Source organism: Cohnella cellulosilytica, from assembly GCF_042431195.1.
Lineage (GTDB): Bacteria > Bacillota > Bacilli > Paenibacillales > Paenibacillaceae > Cohnella > Cohnella cellulosilytica.
The window spans coordinates 1-21005 of sequence record NZ_JBHMDN010000015.1 but is presented as its reverse complement, the minus strand read 5'-3'; the positions used below and the strand labels follow the sequence as shown (position 1 = coordinate 21005).

The 21005-nt window shown below is 59.9% G+C and carries 14 protein-coding genes; 3 read left to right on the top strand and 11 right to left on the bottom strand.

Annotated elements, in window-relative coordinates; translation table 11 throughout:
* Positions 1–37 precede the first annotated feature (37 nt).
* Together ACFFT4_RS11310 and ACFFT4_RS11305 are read left to right on the top strand one after the other, a co-directional pair.
* Positions 38–814, top strand: a complete 777-nt coding sequence (locus ACFFT4_RS11310) for a fumarylacetoacetate hydrolase family protein (protein ID WP_378047660.1) — start codon at positions 38–40, stop codon at positions 812–814.
* Positions 815–834: 20 nt separating this feature from the next.
* A complete protein-coding gene (locus tag ACFFT4_RS11305; protein WP_378047658.1) occupies positions 835–2244 on the top strand; it encodes an NAD-dependent malic enzyme in 1410 nt (469 codons plus the stop codon).
* 214 nt (positions 2245–2458) lie between these two features.
* On the opposite strand, the gene ACFFT4_RS11300 is transcribed toward ACFFT4_RS11305, so the two are convergent.
* The 11 genes from ACFFT4_RS11300 to ACFFT4_RS11250 form a co-directional block, all read right to left on the bottom strand.
* Positions 2459–3340 (bottom strand): carbohydrate ABC transporter permease, encoded by an 882-nt coding sequence (locus tag ACFFT4_RS11300; RefSeq protein ID WP_378047657.1) that lies wholly within the window; start codon positions 3338–3340, stop codon positions 2459–2461.
* Positions 3341–3345: 5 nt separating this feature from the next.
* The gene (locus tag ACFFT4_RS11295; protein WP_378047655.1) at positions 3346–4296 is read right to left on the bottom strand and encodes an ABC transporter permease; all 951 of its coding nucleotides are present in this window, start codon (positions 4294–4296) and stop codon (positions 3346–3348) included.
* A gap of 51 nt (positions 4297–4347) precedes the next feature.
* A complete protein-coding gene (locus tag ACFFT4_RS11290) occupies positions 4348–5433 on the bottom strand; it encodes a mandelate racemase/muconate lactonizing enzyme family protein (RefSeq protein WP_378047653.1) in 1086 nt (361 codons plus the stop codon).
* A 138-nt stretch (positions 5434–5571) separates the two neighbouring features.
* On the bottom strand, positions 5572–7905 hold the full coding sequence (locus ACFFT4_RS11285) for a helix-turn-helix domain-containing protein (protein WP_378047651.1): 2334 nt from the start codon (positions 7903–7905) through the stop codon (positions 5572–5574).
* A gap of 107 nt (positions 7906–8012) precedes the next feature.
* Positions 8013–9548, bottom strand: coding sequence for an extracellular solute-binding protein (locus tag ACFFT4_RS11280; protein WP_378047920.1), 1536 nt, complete (start codon positions 9546–9548; stop codon positions 8013–8015).
* 481 nt (positions 9549–10029) lie between these two features.
* Positions 10030–13083, bottom strand: coding sequence for an alpha-mannosidase (locus tag ACFFT4_RS11275; RefSeq protein WP_378047649.1), 3054 nt, complete (start codon positions 13081–13083; stop codon positions 10030–10032).
* Positions 13084–13124: 41 nt separating this feature from the next.
* Complete coding sequence (locus ACFFT4_RS11270) at positions 13125–13949, bottom strand: carbohydrate ABC transporter permease (RefSeq protein WP_378047648.1); 825 nt, start codon at positions 13947–13949, stop codon at positions 13125–13127.
* Between the two features lie 6 nt (positions 13950–13955).
* Complete coding sequence (locus ACFFT4_RS11265; RefSeq protein ID WP_378047647.1) at positions 13956–14840, bottom strand: carbohydrate ABC transporter permease; 885 nt, start codon at positions 14838–14840, stop codon at positions 13956–13958.
* Positions 14841–14934: 94 nt separating this feature from the next.
* On the bottom strand, positions 14935–16281 hold the full coding sequence (locus ACFFT4_RS11260) for an ABC transporter substrate-binding protein (protein ID WP_378047645.1): 1347 nt from the start codon (positions 16279–16281) through the stop codon (positions 14935–14937).
* Between the two features lie 430 nt (positions 16282–16711).
* On the bottom strand, positions 16712–17824 hold the full coding sequence (locus tag ACFFT4_RS11255) for a GntR family transcriptional regulator (protein ID WP_378047644.1): 1113 nt from the start codon (positions 17822–17824) through the stop codon (positions 16712–16714).
* Between the two features lie 479 nt (positions 17825–18303).
* Positions 18304–19386: a glycoside hydrolase family 172 protein gene (locus ACFFT4_RS11250; RefSeq protein ID WP_378047642.1), complete on the bottom strand. Its 1083-nt coding sequence runs from the start codon at positions 19384–19386 to the stop codon at positions 18304–18306.
* A gap of 245 nt (positions 19387–19631) precedes the next feature.
* Between ACFFT4_RS11250 and ACFFT4_RS11245 the strand changes: the two genes are divergently transcribed.
* On the top strand, positions 19632–20519 hold the full coding sequence (locus tag ACFFT4_RS11245; RefSeq protein WP_378047918.1) for an AraC family transcriptional regulator: 888 nt from the start codon (positions 19632–19634) through the stop codon (positions 20517–20519).
* Positions 20520–21005 lie beyond the last annotated feature (486 nt).

Here is a 21005-nt window from a genome sequence, read left to right as displayed (position 1 = left end):
ATTGTTCATAATAACGAACAAAATAGGAGTGATTCGTATGACGACCTACATTCGCTTTACGACAACAGCCGATTCCGCCATTCGCAGCGGGGTGCTGGACGGCGACACCGTCAGAGAATACGAGGGAACGCCGTTCGATCGTCCGACGCTGAACGGCCGAACGCACAGCGTCGCGGATATCGTCCTGCAAGCCCCTTTCCAACCGACTCATATTATCGGCATCGGCAAAAACTTCGCCGGCGAAGGCGAGATCAAGCCGGACGTACCGGATTTGCCGATTTTGTTTTTCAAGCCGCAGACGTCCGTCATCGGCCCGAACGAACCGATTGTCGTCCCTGAAGGCGTGTCGGAGGTGAAATTCGAGTCCGAGCTGGCCGTTGTCATCGGCAAGCGCTGCCGCGACATTCGGCCCGAGGACGCCGCTTCGCATATTTTCGGCTGCACGATCGCCAACGACGTCGCCGCGCTGGACCTGTTCCATCCGGAAGGCCACTGGACCGTCGGCAAAGCGTTCGACACCTTCTGCCCGCTGGGGCCGGTGCTTGTGACGTCGTTCGATTACGGCAGCGCGCGCATTCGGGCGCGGGTCAACGGAACGGAAAAGCAGAACAGCGCGATGGAACGCATCATTATGCCGATCGACCGGATGATTGCCTATATCAGCACGTTCATGACCTTGTCGCCGGGAGACGTCATTTTGACCGGAACGCCTGCGGGGGCCGATCTCGTGCGCGCGGGCGACGTCGTCGAATGCCTGATCGACGGCATCGGCTCGCTGACCAATCCGGTCCGCGCGGCCCGGTCGGCGCAATGAGCGAAGGAGGCTCGGGAACGATGACGAGAACGACCACCACCGTTGTTTTCCGGCTTGAAATCGCCGCGGCGTCCGCCGCGTTCGGAGCCGTTGTCGCCGCCGTCGGAGACGCGGGCGGCGACGTCGTCGCCCTCAACGTCGTCCGGACGGGAGGCGATACGACCGTGCGCGACGTTACGGTGCAGCTCAGTCCGGACAGCCAGCCGCTGCTTGCCGACCGCCTGCGGTCGATGCCGGGAGTGCGGCTGATCGACGAGTCCGACAGCATCTTCCTCGCTCATCTCGGCGGCAAAATCCAGGTCGTTCCCACGACGCCCGTCCGCAATCGCGAGGAGCTGTCCCGCGTCTATACGCCGGGCGTCGCCCGCGTCAGCCTGGCGATTCGCGACGACCCGTCCAAGGCGTTCACGCTGACGGCCAAGCGCAACACAGTCGCCGTCGTCACCGACGGATCGGCCGTGCTCGGACTCGGCAACATCGGCCCCGAAGCGGCGATGCCCGTCATGGAAGGCAAGGCGATGCTGTTCAAGCAGTTCGCCGATCTGAACGCGTTCCCGATCTGCCTGCGGACGCAGGACCCGGACGAGATCGTTCGCATCGTCAAGGCGATTTCTCCCGGCTTCGGCGGCATCAACCTCGAGGACATCGGCTCTCCGCGCTGCTTCGAGATCGAACGCCGGCTCCAGGAGGAGCTGGACATCCCCGTATTCCACGACGATCAGCACGGCACGGCCGTCGTCATTCTGGCCGGATTGATCAACGCGCTGCGGCTCGTCGGCAAATCGACAGGCTCGCTGCGGGTCGTCGTCTGCGGCATCGGCGCCGCGGGCGCGGCCTGCGCCGAGATGCTGCTGGCGGCGGGCGTTCGCGACCTGATCGCGGTCGATCGGGAAGGCGCGCTCGTGCCCGGAGTCGATTACGGCAATCCGACGCTGAACCGCATCGCCGCCGTCACGAATCCGCGGAGATTAGCCGGCCCGCTCTCCGAAGCGATCCGGGGAGCGGACGTGTTCATCGGCGTGTCCGGCCCCGGCGTCCTACAGGCGAACGATTTGCGGCGGATGGCTCCCGACGCGATCGTGTTCGCGATGGCCAACCCGGAGCCCGAGATCGATCCGGACGTCGCGGCGCCGCTCGTCCGCGTGCTGGCTACCGGGCGCAGCGACTACCCGAACCAGATCAACAACGTGCTCTGCTTTCCCGGCATATTCCGCGGCGCGCTCGACTGCCGGGCCTCGGTCATCAACTCCGAGATGAAGCTGGCGGCGGCCCGGGCCATCGCCGGCATCGTGACCGAGGAGGAGCTGCACGAGCGCTACATCGTTCCGAGCATTTTCAACGAACAGGTCGTCACGCAAGTGCGAGCCGCCGTCATCCGCGCGGCCGTCCGCACCGGAGTCGCCGCCATCGTAACGGAGCCCGGCGAGTAAGCCGCCTCCAGGGAGAGCGCCTCTCGGCCAGCAGCGCTGCCGGGGAGGCGTTCTTCCGACCTCCCGCCGTCTCCCGAGCCCCGAAGCGCCAGCAAGGCAGCAAGGCGCAGGCTTCTCTCCCGCTAACGTAAGAGAAGCCTGCGCCTCGAACTCGTTAAATATATCCGTCATCATCGGATGTCCGCCCGGACAGCCGGTTCGGGCCCGCTTCGGATCAGCCCTTCACCGACCCCAGCATAACCCCTTTGGCGAAATGCTTCTGGAGAAACGGATACGCGAGCAGGATCGGAGCCATCGCCAGCACGATCGAAGCCATACGGATCGTCTCCTGCGGCAAAATCGCGTCGTCCCCGGCCGCCCCCGCTTCGCCGACCCCGTTCGAATCCGAGTCGATGACCAGCGATTTGACCAGCACCTGCAGCGTCCATTTGTGCGAATCGGACAAATAAATAAACGCGTTAAAATAGGTGTTCCAGTAAGCGACGGCGAAAAACAGCGTAAACGTGGCGATCGCCGGCATCGACAGCGGAATGACGATCCGCCAGAAGACGCCGAGGTCCGTGCAGCCGTCGATCCGGCCGGCCTCCTCCAGCTCCGGCGGCAGCGATTCCAGGAAGCTCTTGATCACGATCAGGCTCCAGGCGCTCGTCAGGCCGGACCAGATCAGCGACCAGAGCGAATTCAGCAGCCCCAGCTCCTTGATCAGCAAGTAGTTGGGCAGAATGCCCGCGTTGAACACCAGGGTGAAAATGACGCCGCCAAGCAGCAGCCTGCGCCCGGGCATCGATTTCTTGGTCAGCGCGTAAGCGAAGGAGAACGAGACGGCCAGACTCAGCACCGTGCCGATCAGCGTGACGAACGTCGTGCTCTTCAGCGCGTTCAAGAAGCTGTTCGTCGATAAAATATAGTGGTACGCGGCAAGCGACCATTTCTCGGGAAACAGCCGGAATTCCAGCGGCACGTACACCTTCGGATCGGTAAACGACACCGCGAATACGTAGACGAACGGGAACAGGCTCACCAGCGAGATGAGGCCGAGCAGCGTGTAATTGACATAGTCGAACAGCGTCAGGCGTTTCGCAGACACAACACTCATTCCTCCTAATAAATCCCCTCATGTCCCATTTTCTTGACGATGTAATTCGACCCCAGCACCAGCACAAGCCCGACGATGCCCTTGAACGTGCCCACGGCGACGCCTACGCTGACCTGGCCGCGCAGGATCCCGACCGTATACACGTACGTGTCGAACACCTCGGATACGGAAGTCACAAGCGGATTGGTCATCAGAATGACCTGCTCGAAGCCGACGTCCGCCATGTGCCCCAGACGCAAAATGAGCAGAATGATAATGGTCGGACGAATCGCCGGCAGCGTAATGTGCCAGATTTGCCGCCAGCGCGACGCACCGTCCACGACCGCCGCTTCATAGCGCTGCGGATCGACTCCGGCCATCGCGGCAAGGAAGATAATCGTGCCCCAGCCGGCCTCCTTCCACATGCTCTGCGCGGTCAGCAGCCCCCAGAAATACTTGGGCTCCGACAGGAACGCGATCGACTCGAAGCCGTAATCGCTCAGCACCTTGTTGACGATGCCGACGTCGGTGGACAGGAGAAAGAAGGTCATGCTCGCCACCACGACCCAGGACAGAAAATGAGGCAAATAAACGATCGATTGGTTGATCCGCTTGAACGCCTCGTGCCGCACCTCGTTCAGCATGACGGCCAGCACAATCGGCAGCGGAAACATAAACACGATGCCGAAAAGATTGATCGCCAGCGTATTGCGCAGCATGATGTAAAAATTGCGGCTGGCAAACAGCTCGGTAAAATGGGAAAAGCCGACCCACTTGCTCGCCAGCAGCCCCTGATACGGGCTGAAATCCTGAAAAGCGATCAGCAGCCCCCACATCGGCGCGTATTTGAACAATAGAATATACAAAGCTCCCGGCAATGCCAACGCGTACATCCAGCGGTGGCGCACAATATTCCGCCACAGGGAGGGCCGGACCGCGAGGCTCTGACCCGGCCGGATCGCCGTCGTCGATTTCACTATAGGTTCCCGCCTTTCCAAATCCTTCTGCCGCCGGATCGCTCCGGCGAGCTACTCGCTGACGAAATGTTCGGCCCGCTCGAGCCATGCGGGATTGACGTCCACGCCCCAGCCCGGTCCCTCGGGCACCTGCACGGCTCCGTCCGCCACGATCAGCGGCGACGTCAGCAGTTCCTTCGTCCACGCATCCTGCTCGATCGTAAACTCCGCGTATTCGCCCGCATTCGGAATAGCCGCGGCCAAGTGCAGCGTAAATACGGTGACGAGCGACAGGTTGGCGGCGTGCGGCATGCAGGGAATTCCCGCCGCGCGGGCCATCTCGGCCACCTGGCGCGCACGGCCGATGCCGCCGATGTAGCAGATGTCCGGCTGCACGATATCGACGGCGCGCATGGCGATCATACGGCGAAAATGGGCCAGATCGGTATCCTGCTCGCCGCCCGATACCGGCACGTCCAGCGCGTCCGCCACCCGCTTCGTCCACTCCAGCTCCGGATACGGACAAGGCTCCTCGAACTGGCTTACGCCGAATCTTTCCAGCATCCGGCCGACCTCGATCGCTTTGCCCGGCGTATAGCCGCTGTTGGCGTCGACGTACAGCTTCGTATCGTCGCCCAGCGCCCGGCGCACCTGCTCCACGATCCGCTCGGTGCGTCCCGGATAGACGTCGGCGTCGTTGCCGAAATTGTTGGCGACGCGAATTTTGAACGCGCCGAAGCCGTGGCGTTCCTTCAGGCGCTTCAGCCTTTCCGCCTCGTCCTCCGGAGAGATGTCGCGCCGCATGCTGGACCCGTACACGCGAACCGGACGCGGCGTTCCGCCCAGCAGCTCGCATACGCTCTTGCCCAGCCGTTTGCCCTTCAAATCCCACAGCGCCGTCTCCAGCCCGCCGAGCGCCCGGCACACGTAGGAGCCCGGAAACTTGTGCTCCTCCCGGATGCAGTCCTCCGTCAGCTGTTCGATCCGCTCCTCGTCCGCATGCAGCGCGCGCGGGGCGAGCTGCTGATGCAGCACAAGCGCGGAGATGTTCGCATGATAGGGCGCGATCTGTCCGTAGCCCTGCGCGCCGTCGTCCGCCGTCACCCGCACGATCGACAGCTGGCGGGTCGTAAACGTCTCAATCCGTTTGATGCTCATCCTTTGCTCCTCCTTTGACTGTTCCCATCGTACGGCAGCCGGAAGACGGCGGGGAAGAGACATCTTTTTCTCCCGGCCATCCGGTCAAAAACCGTCCGCCAGCGCAAATTCCGTCCGCCGTCCAGGGCGTGTCACGCCCTAGCGATGCTTGCCTCGGTAGCTTCCCGGAGAGCTTGAAGCGTGACGTTGAAAAATCCGGTTCAGATTGCGTTCGGAATAGCCGACCGCCGAGGCGATCTCGCTGACGCTCAGCTCGGTGTCGCGCAGCAGCCGCTTCGCTTCCGCGACCTTGCACTCCACGACGTACTCGAGAAAATTCATGCCCGTCTCCTTCTTGAACAGACGGCTCAGATAGGATGGACTGACCCCGATCAATTCGGCGCACTGCACCAGAGACAAGTCCTCTCCGCAGTGGTCGCGGATATACTTGCACACATAAGGGATGCCGAGCTTCGTCTCGGATTCCCGCATGCTCTGCGCCAGCCACGCGTACAGGGGAAAAACGGTCTCTTCGAACCATTCGCATATTTCCGCGAAGGTCATCTTGTGCTCCAACTGGTCGAACAAGCGGTTGTCCACGACCTCGACCAGGTTGACGTTTTGCTTGTCGAGCGACACGATTATCGAGGACAGCAAAATGCAGCAACTCTGATGAATGAACGCATACGATTGATACGGGCGCAGCGCGTTCGCGAAGGCGCGCAGCGATTCCGCCGCCCGTTCCGTGTCGCCCCGCTCCAGCGCGTCGACAATGTCCGTCTCCAGCTGGCCCGGATACCGCAGCACCGCCTGCGTCTTCTCCGCCTCGGCGTCCTCGATGTACAAGATTTGCTCCGAATCCCGGAACATCCGGTACCTCAGCGCGTTCTCGGCTTCCTTGTAGGAGACCGGAACGTCGGCGATATGCGCATAGCCGCGGCCGATGCCCGCGACGACCTCGAAGGACAGAGAGTCCCGCAGCGCCGCGACGACCGCTTGGGCGTATTCCTGCGTGCTTTGCCGCATTTCCGCCTCTCCCGTGTCCGGATCGAACTGCAAAATGGCGATCCCTCTGCCTTGAAAAGGAACGACATATCCGCCCGCCGACGGCTGACCGCGCAAAATTTCCTGCATCACGTTGGCCAGCGCGAAGGCTACGATGCCCCGTTCCTCGGGCAGAAAACGGTTTTCCCTGTATATATGCTCGGCCTCGACCGCCAGCACGACATGCGTGCCGCGCGTGTGAATGCCGTATTTTGCGCAATCCTGGAGCAGCGCCTCTTGCCGGGCATATTCGCCCGCCAGCAGCTGCTGAAGACAATTTTCCCGGAGCGACGGTTCGATCCCTTCCATAAATAAAGCCAGCTTGTTCTTCTCGGCGCTCAGCGAATCGAGGCACGCTTTGATGAAATCCAGCTCGTTCTCCTTATCCGGAACGCGGCCGACGCTCAGCGCCCGGCTGCGCTCGATGAGCTGCCGGATCGGCGAATACGCCCGGCGGGAAGTAATCACCGTCAGCACGACGCCGATGCCGACGAAGGACAGCAGAATGATCGCCGTCAGCCCGCGGATTTGATCCAGCTGCCGGGTGATCGCCTCTTCCGGCACGACGGCGACGTAAGTGCGGGAATACAGGTTTTTCGCGTAGCTGTACTGCGCCGGCCTGCCGTCCGGCCCGTCCGCGACGAATCGGCCCGAGCTCTCCTCGGAGGAAGCGATAGCCGCGATCCCCTCCAGCTCCGGGGCGCGCCGCAGCAGCTCGGCGGCGTCCAGATTATGGGACGCGAACAAATCCTGATAGTTGAAAATGATCAGATCCCCGTCGTCGGGAATCAGCACGGTGTCCGTCTCCAGAAATCGGCTGATCGAAGCGGCGTCGATCTCGAACGCCAGAACCGCCTTCGGTCCGCCCGTGCCGATGACGGGAAGCAGGCGCGAGAACGTAATGTAGCCGTCGTTCAGCGCTTTCGGCAAATAGACCCATTGGGTCGGGTGCTCGCCGGCCAGCAGCCCTTCGAGATCGGAATTGTATTTGTAATGCTCCTTGGAGACGACGCCGTACTCGTGCGACAGCACGATTTCGTCGGAGCTGACGTACAGCGAGATTTCGCCGATAAACCCGTTCATGTTTTTGACGAAGGCGAGCTGCTCCAGCAGGTCGCGATGCCATTCGAACGAATCGTCGTTCGCCGGATCGGCGATCATCCGCTGCATCAGAGGCGCCTGGGCCAATTGAAGCGACTCCTGTTCGATCTCCTGCAGAATGCGCTCCGAGCGATCCTTCAGCTGGAGCAGCGACGATTCGCTGCGAGAGAGGATGTACTCGCCGATCCGCTCGGTCGCCACGTAATGATAAACGACGCTCGCCAGCACGACCGGAATGCACGCCGCAATGCAGGTGAGCCATATGAGCTGGTATAAATATTTTTTCGATCTGGCCGCCGCGGTTCGGCTGCGGCTCCAGGCGACAAGCCTGGTTTTCCAATGGGTCATCGGACCTCGCCTCGCTTCTGCCGGAATAGGGCGACAACGCTTTCACAAAGCCGCGAAGCCGAACATCGCAGGCGCGTTGCTCCTGCGATGTCCAGCTCCCCGACGGCTTAATTGCCGGTTGCGATTTTCTCTTGATACGCCTTGGCGAATTCCTGATAAGCTTCCTTGAATTCCGGCCGCTCGTTCAGACCCGCCACATACTCGGCATACTCTTCCATCGATATTTTGCCGACGATCGCTTTAATGACCATCGATTGCCATTCGGCTTCGAAGCGCGGCCATGCCGCCGTCCACTTCTCCGAGCTGATAATCGAGAAGGCGTTGATCTTGCCCTGCTCGGTGAACACCTGGACCGAATCGAGCACCGCGTCGTTATAGGCTTTCGGAGCGGCGGGATTGATGACCTTCATCTTGTTGTTGTACGCCAGCGGGAACAGCGCTCCCGTGCCGTTGGCCGTCACCTGCTCGATGCCCAGCGCCGTCAGCTGCGGCTGTCCGTCGACGATCGTGTGGTGCACGTTCTCGATGCCGTAATAATTGTAGTCGGTTTCCTCCAGCGTTGTCGTCTGTTCGAAGAAGTTCAGAATTTCCCGCACCTTCTCCTCCGGCACCTGCTTGGAAATGAAGAACGCTCCCGAGAACGGCGTCGCCAGGTTCACGCTCACGCCTCCCGGACCTTGCATCGGCGGCAGCGCGATCACCTCGGCCTCCGGCTGCACCTTGCGGATCTCCGTCTCCCAAGTGTAATTCCGCCAGATGTTCCGCGCGTAAGAAGCGGCGCGTCCCGTCTGGAAGATTTCCTCCGCCTGCGTCTTCTTGATCGCCGAGAATTCCTTGGGCAGCACGCCGTCCGCGTACAGTCCGCGGAACCAGGCGACCATCTCCGTGTAGTTCGGCGTCAGCCAGTCTTTAATCAGTCCGCCTTCGCTGTCGTAGACCGGATCGAGCGCCCCGAAGGCGGCCTCGAAAGCTCCGTCCCCGTCCGCCAGCAGGAAGCCGTGGCCGAGAAGGCCGATCGTGTCGGGCTTGCCGTTGCCGTCGGGATCGCCCTTGACGAATGTGCGCAGCGCCTCCGCATATTCGTCGAGCGTCGTCGGGATCGGCAGATTGAACTTGTCGAGCCAATCCTTGCGAATGTTCAAGCCGACGTCGATATGCGGACGGTTGCGCGGAATGCCGTAAATTTTGCCGTCCACTCTCATGTAGTTCCAGACGTTCGCTTCACTGTTGTTTTTCAGATTCGGATATTCGCTGAAATCGCCGAGCAGCGGCGTCAAATCCCAGAACGCGCCTTGACGGATGGCGTTAAGCAGCGTCGGGCGCGTCACGTTGGTGGCGACGATCACCTCCGGCAGCCCTCCGGACGCCAGCACCAGGTCGAACTTCGTATCGTAGTCGCCGGACGGAACCCATTCGACGTCCAGCCGCGTGTTCGTCCGCTGCTGCCACTCCGACCAATACTCGTTTTGCATATCCGGCACATCGGCATAGGAAGGCGTAATGAATTGAATCGACAACGGCTCGCTCGGCGATTCGGCCGAACTTGCCGTTCCTCCTGCGGCGGCGGAGCCGCCCCCGTTCTCCTTCGTCCCGCCGCCGGCGCAGCCCGCAACCACCAGGCTAAACGACAGCAACAGGCACATCATCCTACTTGAACGCGTTTTCATACTGACCCACTTCCTCATGGCTTGCCCCTCCACAGATACGGAATTGAAGAAGCGCGGCTCCGGCGGCAGCGGGCTGCCCCGGCCTCCGCGCTTTTTCTGTCCTGATTGTAGCTTGCCGCCCAACCGCACGGTACCGACAGTTTTTGCTTTGCGCGGCCGAACGGGGCCGAGTGCAATAATTGTCCGGCGGTCCATAATCTGTCCGGCGGGGGCAAGCTTGCACCCGGAACAATCCGTATCTATTAAACGGGACGACCGGCGCGCCGTCGGAGAACACCCCGTCCATGCTTCTCGGGCAGCGCGTCATCCGCCGGCCGTCTCCGTCGCTGTCGTCTGCTTCGGGGTCTGTCGACGGCTATTCTCTGTTATACCCCCGATGGGAAAATGAAGCAAGAGGCATATCCTTCCCCCGGCCTCAAGGGAAAAATATGCCTCTTCGTCACTTAATATCTTCGGCTTACTTGCGCAGCCGCAGCGTCTTCACCTCGAACGGCCGGAACGACATGGAGATCGTTGTCCCGCCCGCCCCGGCTTCCACCGCCAAATCCGCGTAGACTTCGTCCTCCAGCAGGTTCGTCTCCCGGGCTTCCGCGACGTCCGCTCCGATCGCGAAGGCGCAGCGAACCGACGCTCCCTTCGCTTCGTACGCTCGGGCGATCCAGTCGCCCGAGCCGTCCTCGGCCAGCTTGATCGCGTCGATGACGACGTTGTCCGCGTCGCAGACGATCAAGCCCGGCCGGGCCGCTGGCGCCTGCCCGCGGACCTGCAGCAGCGGAACGTTCAGCGCGTAGGCTTCCCGGACGACCGGGTTGCTCATCCATCCGTCGTTCCAGACATGGACCGCGTAGGCGAACTCGTGCGTCCCTTCGTCCGCGCGATCGTCCGGCCAGTCCGGAGAGCGCAGCAGCGTCAGGTTCATGTCCGCTCCCAAGACGTTAATGCCGTACTTGCAGTCGTTCAGCAGCGAGAAGCAGCGATTGCCTTCGATCATCGCCGACCACTTGTGCTGGCCGACCTCGTAGCGGTCGGCGTCGTGCGGCCGCGAATAATGGTTCGGCCGCTTCGCGTACCCGTACTGGATTTCGTGCAGCGCCTCGTTCGCATGGAGATCGACGCCGAAGCCGACCTTCAGCAGCTTGTGGCTCTCCTTCCAATCTATCCGGGTTAAGAACTTAAGCGTCCGGCTTCCCGCCTCGAGACGGATTTCCTGAGTCAGAAGGGAGCGGTGAATCCGCCGCTTGACGAGCACGGAAGCGACCAGCGGGCCTTCCGAGGCGACGGCGATCTCGGCGGGCTCGTCCAGCGCGACCGGCGAATCGGCATACCGGCGGTCGATCTCCCAGGCGTCGAAATTGGACGTTTGATCGCGGTACATCCTGAACCGGTTGCCCGGCCCGCTCAGCCATTCGCGCCCCGTCTCCTTGTCGTACAGGCTCGCGATTTCTCCGTACTCGTTAAGCGTCACCCGCAGCAGCTCGTTTTCCAGCCGTCCGGCCGTCGCCTCGACCCGCGTTTGAGCCGCGGCGGCAGCGGACTCGCTTAGCGAGACGTGCCCGAACGCAGGCACGGTCACGCTCGCGAATCTGCCGTCTCCCTCCGTCCCTTGCGCCGGCAGCTCCACAATCTCCGTCCGCTCCCAAGGCAGCGAATTGAAGAACGTTACGGCTTCGCCGGAACCGGAGCCGTTACCGGTGCTGGTGCCTCTGCCGATGTCCGTGTCGGCGCCGTCCGTCAATGCCGCGGCCGCCTCGTCGGCTATTTTCCGAATGTCCCGCAGCAGCCCCTCGAACTCCCGCTCGGCCTCCTCGTGAACCCGCGTGATCGAGGTTCCGGGAAGAATGTCGTGGAATTGCAGCAGAAGCAGCCGCTTCCACAGCTCCTCCAGCTCCTTGGCGGGATACGCTCTCCCCTCCTGCAGGCTGACGACGGAACACCATACCTCCGCCTCGCGCAGGGCGAACTCCGCGCGCCGGTTGCCCGTCTTCATTTTCGCCTGGGACGTCAAGGTTCCGCGATGCGCGGGATAGTACAGCTCTCCGACATAACGCGCCTCGGGCATGCCCCTCGTTTCCAAATCCTCGAAATAATCGATCGGCGACGCGATCGCCGTGCGGGGAACGCCTTCGAGATTTCCCATTCGGCGCAGAAATTCGAGGTCGTCCCGGTTCGCTCCTCCCCCGCCGTCCCCGTAGCCGAACTGCACGAGGCGGGTCGAGATGCCTTCCTTCTGCACGCGCTCGTTCCACTGAATCATCGCGTACTTGACGTCCGCCGGATTCGGGAACGGGCCGTAATCGAGCAGATGAACGGGAACCGACGATCCGTCGATGCCCTCCCAGGCAAAAGTGTTGTAAGGAAACGGGTCGACAACGTTGTCGTACGTCTGGAACATTTTGACCGATGCGAAGTAGCGGATGCCGCTCTTGCGCATAATTTGCGGCAGGCTGCCCGAATAGCCGAAGACGTCGGGAAGCCACAGCATCCGGCTGTCCGTGCCGAACTCCTCGCGATAAAACCGCTGGCCGTACAGAAATTGCCGGACAAGGCTTTCGCCGCTCGGAATGTTCGTATCGGGCTCCACCCACGTTCCGCCCTCCGGAACGATGCGGCCTTCGGCCACGTACGCCTTGATCCTCCCGTACAGCTCGGGATACAGCTCCTTGACCATACGGAACAGATAAGGCTGGCTTTGCGTGTACCGGTACTCCGGATATTCGTCCAGCAGGGCGAGCTGATTGGACAGCGTCCTGGCGATTTTACGTTTCGTCTCCTCAAGCGGCCACAGCCAGGCGATGTCCAGATGGGACTGACCCATCATAAACAGCTTGGGCGCGGTCGAGCCGTTCACGCATTCGAGCAGCGGCTTCAGAATCGCCCTCGCCCGCAGCGCGGCTTCCGACGCGATCGCCGCATCCTCGGACGCGGCCAGTCCCCAATCGATCTCGGCGATCAGCCGGACAAGACCTTTGTCGATCTCCGCCACTCGCAGCGAAGAAGCCTCCAGCCCTTCGCGAAGCTGATACAGCGCGGCCAGATCGATGAAGAACTGGTACCACTCCTCGTTCACAAGGAATACGGTCGTGCTCCCGCAGACGGGCAGCTCACGGTCGTGACCGGCGTACGCTTCGCCCAGCACGTCGAACCGTTCCCCCGCCTTGGCCTGCAGCGACAGCGTCGTCCGGCGATGCTGCCAATCCTTCGATCCCGCCAGCTTGCCGTTAACGTAGATCGTGCTCTCCGAGCCGAAGTCCGGCTCCAGCGCGATTCGCCGTCCTTCCGCCTCCGGCGGCGCCTCGAACGTCCCTCTGAACCAGCCGTAGTGCCATTTCTCTCCCCATTTGTCGCCCGGCCGGATCGAAGAGAACTCCCCTCGGGCGGCTTCCTCGGCGGGCATCCACCGATTCGCCGGCAAATAGGCGATGTCGAGCGGTTCGCCGATTGCGCGGTAGATGAACCGATCCTTCTCTTTTAACCATTTCTCGATATGAAACAAAACTTCTCTATGTCGCATGTTGGGGAAAACCTCCGCTTATTATCGTTGTCGCAGTCGGGTCAGCCTTTGGTCGCTCCTGCGGTAAGCCCCTTCACGAGAGCTTTCTGGAATAGGATGAAAATAAGGAGCACCGGCAACGTCGTCACGATGCCCGAGGCGTTAAGCGGGCCCCATTGAATGCCGGATTTCGTAATGAAGCTGTTGATCCCCGCGGGAAGCGTCCTCATCGCGTCGGTGCTCACGAACGTCATGGAAATCATAATTTCCTGCCATACGGTAATGCAGACGGTCAGGCCGACGGCGACCAGTCCCGAGCGCGCCAACGGCAGCACCATGCGCAGCAGAATGCCAAGCGAGGAGCAGCCGTCGATCTTCGCCGCCTCGTCGATGTCCCTGGGAATGCCCTTGAAATAACCGGTCAACAGCCAGATGGCCATCGGCAGCAAAATCGAGCAGTACGTCAGAATGATGCTCGAATACGTATTGAGCAAGTCGAGCTTGCCCCACATCATATAGAGAGGAACGATCAGAGTCGTAATCGGCATCACTTGCGCGAACAGAATAATCGTGAAAAAGGCGACCTTGCCTTTGAACTGATAGCGCGTCATGCTGTACGCGGCGAAGCTGGCCACGGCCAGAATGACGGCGACGGAGACGGCGGTAATCAGAATCGAATTGTAGAAATAAGTCGGAATCTCCGACGTGCGGAAGACGCTCCGGTAATGGTCCCAGCTCCAGCTGTGCGGGAACAGCGTGGGCGGCGCGGCGAAAATTTCATCCGACGGTTTGACGGACGTCGCGAACAGCCAATAGAGCGGAAACAGAATAACGACGGCGATCGCCGCGACGATGGCGGCATTGGCTCCGGTCCTGATGCTTCTCAACGAGGCTCACTCCTTTATGGATTTCAGCATAGACCTCATGTACGGCAGGCAGATGATCCCGATCAGCACGAGAGTCACGAACGCGAGCGCCGACGATTTGCCGAAATCGAAAAACTCGAACGCGAGCCGGTACGTATAGATCGGCAGGGTGGACGTGGCGTCCATCGGTCCGCCCTTCGTCGTCACCCAGATCAGATCGAAGTAATTCAGCGTCCAGATTGTCGTGATAACGCCCGTCGCGCCGATGACCGGCCGCAGATGAGGCACCTTGACGTAGCGGACAATGCCCAGCCACCTGGCTCCGTCGATCTTCGCCGCTTCGATCTGATCGTTCGGGATATCCTGCAAGCCGGCCAGCAGCATCAGGAACCAGAACGGAAACGCCTTCCACGTGTTGACGAAAATCAACGTCCACAAAGCGTGATCGCCGGAACCGAGCCAGGAAATATCCTTCCCGATCAGATGCAGCGACTTGAGCAGATGATTGACGATGCCCATGTCGGATTGCAGCATCCAGCTCCACATCAGCGCGGTTACGACGCCCGGCAGCACCCACGGCAGCAGCAGGAGGGAACGAAGCACGCCCTTGCTCCTTCTTCTCTCGTCCACGTATAGAGCGCCGAGCAGCCCGATGACCATCTGGAGCACAACTCCCGCAATTGTCCAGAGCAGCGTCGTCGTCATGACTTTGGCGAACAAATCGTCCGTCAGCACGGCCCGGAAGTTGTCGAGGCCGATGAACGGCTTGTCGGGGCGGCTGAGCTGCCAGCGATGCAGGCTGACATAGAGATTGTAGAACAGCGGGTAGGCCAGCAGGCCGGCGATAATCGCCAAGGAAGGAAGCAGGTAAAAATAAGGAACGCTCTTGCGCAACAGCTTATTCGAAGTCATCTTCATGTCTCCCCGGGAAGTCAATTCGCAGGAAACCGCCCGGCAGCGCGTCTAGTCGCTGTCGAACGGCTCCTGCCCGTAATCCTCGGATGGTTTATTGCGAGGTGATCTGACCGATCTTGCTTTCCAGCTCGGCTATTCCGTCATCCACGGACTGTCCGCCCAGCAGCACCTTCGATACCGTGTCGTATACCGCCGAGTCGATCTCCTTATAGAACAGCGTCTTCGGCTGCGACTGCCGCGCGAACTTGATCTGCTCCATGAAAATGCCGTAAGCCGGGTCGGTCGCGAACTTGGACACCGCCAGAGAAGCGTTGTTGGCAGGAACGTCGCTCATCGTCCGCGCGTTGAAGTCGACCGAGGTCAGCAGCTCGGCCAGCTTGACCGCCTGCTCCGGATGCTTCGTATTGGCCGAAACCCCGATTCCGAAGCCGCCGCCGAAGGAGCCGTCCGGCGCGTTCTCGTCATGCTTCGGCACAAGTGATTGGCCGACGAATGACGCGCCCAGAATGTCCGGATTCTGATCCGTAACCCACGTGCCGGCGATGACCATCGCCACTTTCTGCTGGGCGAACAGCGTTCCCAGCTTCAGATGGTCAAGCGTCGCGTAGTCCGCCTCGAAGTTCGGCTTCAGATCCGCCAGCAGTTGGAGATAATCCTTGAATTCGGGCGTGTTGACGGTTGGCGTGATGCCGCCCGCCTCGTCCACCTGGATGATCGAGCCGTTCGATGCGGTGAACAAGCTCTGGGCCGGGAACTCCTTGAGCCCCAGATCCATTCCGAAGCCCGCCGCCTGACCACCGGTCGCCTGCGTGATCTGCTCGGCGTATTGCTTCAGCTCGCTCCACGTTGTCGGCGGCTTCTCCGGGTCCAGCCCCGCCTGCGTGAAGAGGTCCTTGTTGTACCAGAGCACGCGGGCGTCGGTCGTATACGGCAGCGCCATGTTTTTGCCGTTCCATTTGTACATGGAGAGGATTCCGGGAAAATAATCGGCGAATGCGCTCTCGTCGAGCTGCGTCCCGAGATCCAGCAAATAGCCGGAATTGGCGAACGTCGGGAAATCGGGATTGTTGACGATGAACACGTCGGGTGCGTTGCCGCTTGCGAACATCACCTTGTATTTCGTTTCCCACGTGCCCCAGGGATCGCTTTGGAACTCTACCTCGTATCCCGGATTTTGCTCGGCGAACTTCGCCTTCAGCTCCTCGAACACCGGAGCGAACGCCGGGTCCGCAACCCACTCCGAGAAGCCGTAGTAAACCAGCTTTTCCGTCTTGCCCGAAGGCGCCTTGCTCTCGGCGGGCGTCTCGGATGCGGACGCCCCCGAGCTTGGGGAGGAGCCGCCCTCGTTAGCGGAATTGCCGCCGCAGCCCGCGGCGAGAAAAGCGATCATGACGGTGACCAGACTGACCAGAACGAGCTTGCTTAGCTTTGTTCCCATTGCCACTACCCCTTTATCGTATGATTTCGATGCCAAGCGGACAGAGGAGCAGGGTCCGACAGCGCTTACACAATGCCGCCGACAACCGAATGTCCCTCGTCCTCTTCATCCCTCTGTATCATTATTTTGATACAAATGAACGAAAACTGTGTTACTTTTCACCGTAATCATAATCCCGCGAGGAGACTGTGTCAATATATTTTGTTTATTTGGAATTATATCAATACAGATGATACAGAAAAGAGGCTGTTCGGGCATCGAACAGCCTCCGGACGATTGGCCTTACTCCGGCTATTCTTGGGCAGCTTGGGCTTTGCTTGGTGCTTGGGCTTTGATTGGGGCGTGGGCTTTAATTAGGGCATGGGCTTTGATTAGGGAGTGGGCTCTACTTGATACTCGGGCCTTGCTCCACACCTTCCTCCCGCGTCCCTTATCGCGCGACTTTGACTTTGGCCACGGTGCTGCCCTTATGGATTTCGGCTTTGCAGATTTGGCCCAGCACGGACAGATGCTCCTTGCCTTCGATCAGGTTCATCAGTTGGACGGCCGCGGTTCTTCCCATGTCGTAGAAGGGCTGATTCACGCCTGTGACGTCCAGCTTGAACTTGCGGTTCAGGTTGATCGCGTCGTACGACACGAGCGAGACGTCTTCCGGCATCGTCATCCCCAGCGCGTCCAGCGCGGCGATGACCGCTTCCGCGATCTGGTCGTTCGCCGCGAATATGGCCGTGCATTGCCGTTGTTTGATTACTTCCGCGACACGCGCGGCGTACGTTTCGAATTCCGCCTCGAAGTTCTCGAACCGGGTAGGAATAAGAACGTCCTGCTCCGGCGAAAATTCGATCCCGCTGTCCAGATAAGCCTGCTTAAAGCCGAGGAGCCGCTCGTTTAACGTGCTCAGGTCGGAATGGCGGATAAAAGCGACATTACGGTGGCCATGTTCGATAAGCAGCTTCGTCAGATTGTAAGCGCCGGCTACGTTGTCGCTGGTGACGAACGGAATATCGCTGTCGTACAGATGACGATCGAGGAACACGAGCGGCGTTCCGTTGCCGCGCAGCCACGCGAACAGCTTCTCGTTGCGCTCCAGGTTTTCCCGGTCCACGAACGGACTCAGAATAACGCCGTCCACCCGCTTGGCGACCGCTCCCTTGATCAACGATTCCAGCTTGTCCAGGCTTCTGTCGTCGCTGTAGCTGAGCAGATGAAAGCCGTGAATATGCAGCACGTCCTCGATCCCCCGCAGCGCCGTCGCCCAGAGAGGGTTTTCGATGCCGATGACGGAGGCCGCGACAAGACCCGAGCCGCTGTGCCCCGCCCTCGCCTTTACCCCGTTGTCGACGAACGTCCCTCTCCGGCTGTCCCGCTTCAGCAGCCCGTCGGAGCACAGCTCCTTGATCGCCTTCTCGACCGTATTGACGCTGGCCTGATAATACACGGCGAAATCCCGGCTGGAGGGCAGCTTCGCGTTTTTCAGCCATTCGCCCTCCATAATTCTGCGTTTGATATCGTCTTTAATTCGGGAATAAGGATAACTCGACATAGCCTACGATTCCTTTCTTTCTACGAACAAGAATACATAGACTATATTCCATTTGTATCAACTGTGTCAATTTCAACTCTCCGATTTAATACAATTTCTACTCCCGCTCAGCCAATGCACCCTCGGCATCTTATGGAAGGAGGAAGCACATAAAAGTGTGTGACAATGTGGGATTTTGAGCGAGATGAGAATTGGGAGCTTTTGGCGCGGCGATAGCAGGTTTCTTAGAACATCTCGAGCGGAATGGAGGCTTTTGGCGCGGCGATAGCAGGTTTCTTAGAACATCTCGAGCAGAATGGCGGCTTTGGGCCTGGCGATAGCGGGTTTCTTAGAACATCTCGAGCGGAATCGGGGCTTTTGGCAGGGCGACCGGGTGGCTATACGAGAACGAAGTGTACGCGAATGAATGTCTGGTTAATTCCGGTCTCCCCCGCAGTCCTGCGCGCAGGGGAGGCCGGTTAGCAGGAGCCGCTCACGCTTTAGATGACTTCCCGTTCGTCGTTGCCCGGAAGCGTCGGGAATGGAGCGTGAGGCTCGGCCTGGTACCAGAAAACGGTCGAAGCGATGTCGCTTTGCTGCGGCAGATAACGTCCGCCGGAGCGCCAGCCGAGGTCCTGGATCGTCACCTTCAGCTCGGATTCGAAGCGGATCGGGTCCATGATGTGCCAACGGTACATGCCGAATCGCTGCTGGCTGCGATACAATCCGTCGGGCTTGATGACTTGGTGCATGCCAAGATACGGTGTGGAGTAGGTGCCGTATTCGCCTTTGGGCTGCTCCCAGTTCCACGCGCCGCCGAAATAATCCTCGGTGCCGGTTCCGCAGATGGTCGGATATTCCTTGTCCCCGTCCATGTAAAACTTGATTTCCCCTTCTCCCCACCAGCCCGTGTTGTTGACCTGCCATGCGAGGTAGGTGCCGATATAGTGGCCTTTGCCTCGAATGCCGTCGACGATCGTGTGCACGTCTTTATACGGCACGGGATTGGTTCTGCGCCACTGGGCATGGAAATACGCCGTATCTTCGGGAACGTCGGTCAGCGTGTAGTCGATCTGATAATAGAGAACGGCTTTTTCCCCGGACGCGTTCTCGACGGTTATCCGCGCCGCTTTCCGAAAAGGCATAAGCCAGTAGCTGTTCATCCCTCCGGCCGGATTAACGGCGACCGGCAGGGAGTTCACGTTGCATCTTTCCTGCCAGCCGTTGCAGAAAAGATCGCCGACCGGCACTTCCACGGAAGGCTGCTCCTCGTCGTCCCAATACATGCGCACGATCAAATTGCGCCACATGGAGGGAGCGCAGGTCAACCAGATGTGCTGGATGGCGCCCATCCCTTGAATATGCGCCGCCTCGAACGTCGTTCCCGGCTCGATCTCGACGGAGGGCGACACCTTCCAACCGATTCCCAGATCGCGGGCGCATCCGGCGCCCGTCCCCTCGGTCGCCATGCCGCCCTTGCCTTTCTCTCCCTTGAAGTTCTCCGCGCTGATCGACCTCGTGACCGCGTTCGACAGCCGCGACAGATTGCCCAGTCCCATGTCCAAACCGTTAAAACCGTTCATTCGTTCCCTCTCCTCGCCTATGCGGATGTCGTTCATTTTCGGCCCTGCCGGTCCCCTCCACGCACGGAACCCTCCTTCTCAGACGGCCGTCCGGGCATACCTAAGTGGCGAAACATTGCTTGAATCGCTCGCACCTTCTATAATCGTTATAACCTTACAGCTGTTATTCTATAAGAGCTCTATGAAAATAGCTTTAGCAGAAAAGGCGACATATTTAACTTAAATTGCTCAGCTTGATTGAATGGATGGAGGATCTGTACGCCATGGACCTGAACACGCTCTCCCCCTATATTCGCGTTGCCTGGGATTCTACTCTCTACCCTCCTGTCCATCTTGCGGAAAGGGTAATATTTGACTACGAGCTGTTGTTCATAAAAGAGGGAGAGTGTGAAGTCGTCGTGGATGGGAATTTGTACCGGGGTATTCCGGGGGATTTGTTCCTGTTTAAGCCGAACCAGCCTCATTCGCTTCGCACGATGGACGATCGGCCGCTGCGTCAGCCGCATCTGCACTTCGACTTGTACTATCGCGACGACAGTCCCGAGGTTCCGGTATCGTTCAAGCCCTACGAGCGGCTAAGCGAGCAGGAAAAGCGATGGCTGCGTCCGGACGACTTGCGCGACTTCCACCCGCCGCTGCCCAGCCATATTCGCCTGAACAAGCCGGAGGCGATCGAGAAGCTGATGCAGGACATCATTTTCGAATTCGACCGCAAATTCCCGTATTACGAGACGACGGCCAAAGGCTTGTTCATCCAGCTCTGGGTGCTTCTGCTGCGGGAAATCCATTGGCAGCGCAATCCGCATCTCCTCTCGAACCGCGAGCAGCTTGACCGGGTCAAGAGCTATCTGTCCCACCATCTGCACCGGGACGCGACGCTCGACGAGTTGGCCGAGCTGGCCAATATGAGCAAGTATTATTTGTGCCGTCTGTTCAAGAAAGCGTACGGCGTCACGCCGATACAGTATCATGTGTCCGTCCGCCTGGAGAAAGCCAAGGAAATGATCCGCTTTACCGACTTGTCGCTGACCCGCATCGCCGAGGAACTGGGCTTTCAGAGCATCCATGCGTTCAGCCGGGCTTTCCGCATGCGCGAAGGCGTATCTCCTTCGGCTTATCGGAAGCTGAGATAGCCCCTCCCTTACTCAACCAACCCCCTTTACGACCCGTAAGCCTATTCGTGCAGATGCCTGTATTTAGCGGTCTGGGAGACCGTTACGCTGGCCTATTCGTGCAACTGCCTGCATTTAACGGTCTGACAGACCGTTACGCACGCCCATTCGGGCAACCACCTGCATTTAGCGGTCTGACAGACCGTTACGCACGCCTATTCGTGCAACCGCCTGCATTTAGCGGTCTGACAGACCGTTACGCACGCCCATTCGGGCAACTGCCTGCTTTTAGCGGTCTGACAGACCGTTACGCACGCCTATTCGTGCAACCACCTGCCTTTAGCGGTCTGACAGACCGTTTACGCACGCCTATTCGGGCAACTGCCTGCTTTTAGCGGTCTGACAGACCGTCCCTCGGGTTTAGGGGGTTTTCTCACGAATGCTCACTCATTCGCAGGATTTCACAGGGTTTAGATGTCAGATCATATGAGGGGATGTAGGGTAGAT